Consider the following 2,036-nt stretch of genomic DNA (forward strand, 5'->3'; position numbering starts at 1 on the left):
GGACGGGCTGGGGCCCGGTGCACTCCCGGAGGACTCCCGTGAGGACGTGGTCGTGGAAGTTCTCGCCCACGCCGGGGAGGGCGGAGTGCATGGGGACGCCAAGCCGCTCGAGCCGCTCGGGCAGGCCGATGCCCGAGAGCAGGAGCAGCTTGGGGGACTCCAGGGCCCCACCGCAGAGGACCACCTCCTCGACCGCGTACGCGCTCTCGCGCCGGCCCTGGTGGTGGTACTCCACGCCCATGCAGTCCGAGCCCTCGAAGAGCAGCCGGGTGGCCTGGGCGCCCGTCACGAGCGTGAGGTTGGGCCGCGTCCGCGCCAGCAGGAGGGTCGCTACGTCGACGCCGTGACGCTTGCCCTGCTGGAGGTGGAGGTGGTGCCAGCCGGCGCCCTCCATCCGGGGCCCGTTGAAGTCCTCGGTGAGGGGGTAGCCCAATTCCTGGCAGGCCTCGATGAAGGCCCCGGAGGTGGGGCTCGCCGCATGGCGCTGCGCGCCCGTCACAGCCTCGTCTTCCATCCTCTGGAAGTAGGGCAGCACGCTCTGCCAGGCCCAGCCCGGGCACCCCTGGTGCGCCCAGGCGTCGAAGTCCGACGGGTGCCCGCGGACGTGCACCCGGGTGGAAGCGTTGCCACCCGCCAGCGCGCCGCGCGGCTCGTGGATCCGCCGGCCCTCGAGGGCCATCTGGGGCACGCTGCTGTACGCCTGGGACGTCCGGCCGTCCTCCATCTCCAGGAGGAGCACGCGGACCTCGGGGTTCTCGGTCAGGCGGTGGGCGATGACCGTGCCCGCCGGGCCGGCTCCCACCACGATGAAGTCATAGGCTTCCATTGTCACCAGTTCCCCCGCATGTCTTTTCCTTGCAGTGTCAGGACTGACATGGAGCCGGGGCGGGCATGCCGTGACGAAGCGGACCCGGCGGCCTGCCCGCGCGAGAGGGGGGAGCAGGCGGAGGCCGGCGCTCCATCACACCGGGCACCTCGTGGCTCTTCAATCAGGCATGTCCAGCGGTGCACCTGCCGCGACAATGACAGGCGCTCCACAAAGCCAGACACAAGGAAGGCGTCAACCCATGCTCAAAGAGACCCACGCGAACGTCGAGTCCTCCCGGAGTGCGCAGTCCACGAGGGCGCGGATGGTGGACACGGTGTACTGCTACTTCGACGAAGTGCTGGGCCAGGGCCGGCTGGAGCTCATCGACGCGCTGATGACGCCCGGCGTCGCCCTGCGCGGACCCGCGCGGCCGGAGTCGGGCGCCGGGCGGGAGGGCCTGCGGCGGTTCGTGAGGAAGCTGCGCGGGAGCGCACCCGGCGTCCAGTTCGCCCTGGAGCGCCGCGCCATCCAGGGCAACAAGGTGGCGGTACGCTGGCGCGCCGAGGGCTCGCACCCGGGGCCGGTCCCCCGGGGCCTGTACGTCTTCGTGTTCGAGGATGACCGGGTGGCCGAACTCTGGATGCACGACCTCGACCCGGACTCATGCTCCGCCGTGGGGCTTCCGCGGCGCGCGGCATGAGCCGGTCCGGGCGCTCAGGGGAACAATGCCTTCAGCTCGCCCATGATGGCCCGCGGCTCCAGCGCCTCGTCCGTCCTGGCCGCGTTCGTGAGGCTCTGCAGCTTGTTCAGCACCGCGCTGAACGTCTCGAGCGCCGAGGTCAGGGTGTCGATGCCGCTGTAGAAGCTGATGAACAGCAGCCGGTGGGCGATCTCCGCGGGAGACAGGCCCACCATCAGGCCCCAGTAGAAATGGAGCGCCAGGTACATCCGCCGGTTGCCCATGCGGGCCGCCAGCAGGGCGATGACGATCTGCTCGCGGTCCCGGGCGAACTGGGTGAAATCCTGGACCCGGGCGAACTTCTGGGGGCTGTAGAACTCACTCATCATCTCTTCGAGGAGATCGCTGGACTGGGAATACAGGGCCTGGATGCTGCTCCGCGAGAGCTCCGCCACCGGGTCCGACGGCTTGTTGTTGTAGCGGCTCCGCAGCCGCGTGAGCGCGTCGCTGGAGAGGAGCCCCGAGACATCCGGGGGCTGCGTGCCGGGC

Annotated in this window: 3 protein-coding genes; 1 reads left to right on the top strand and 2 read right to left on the bottom strand. The window is 70.3% G+C overall.

The window, feature by feature from the left end; genetic code table 11:
• Positions 1-826: GMC family oxidoreductase (locus D7V93_RS42280; protein ID WP_120648598.1), on the bottom strand; the 826-nt coding region annotated here is incomplete at its 3' end.
• A 241-nt stretch (positions 827-1,067) separates the two neighbouring features.
• On the opposite strand from D7V93_RS42280, the gene D7V93_RS42285 reads away from it, so the two are divergent.
• A complete protein-coding gene (locus D7V93_RS42285; RefSeq protein WP_158623980.1) occupies positions 1,068-1,508 on the top strand; it encodes an ester cyclase in 441 nt (146 codons plus the stop codon).
• Positions 1,509-1,522: 14 nt separating this feature from the next.
• Here the strand turns inward: D7V93_RS42285 and D7V93_RS45595 are convergent.
• The coding region (locus D7V93_RS45595; protein WP_208723336.1) for a carboxymuconolactone decarboxylase family protein at positions 1,523-2,036 on the bottom strand (514 nt) is incomplete at its 5' end.

The sequence above is a fragment of the Corallococcus llansteffanensis genome, assembly GCF_003612055.1.
In the GTDB taxonomy this organism is placed as follows: domain Bacteria; phylum Myxococcota; class Myxococcia; order Myxococcales; family Myxococcaceae; genus Corallococcus; species Corallococcus llansteffanensis.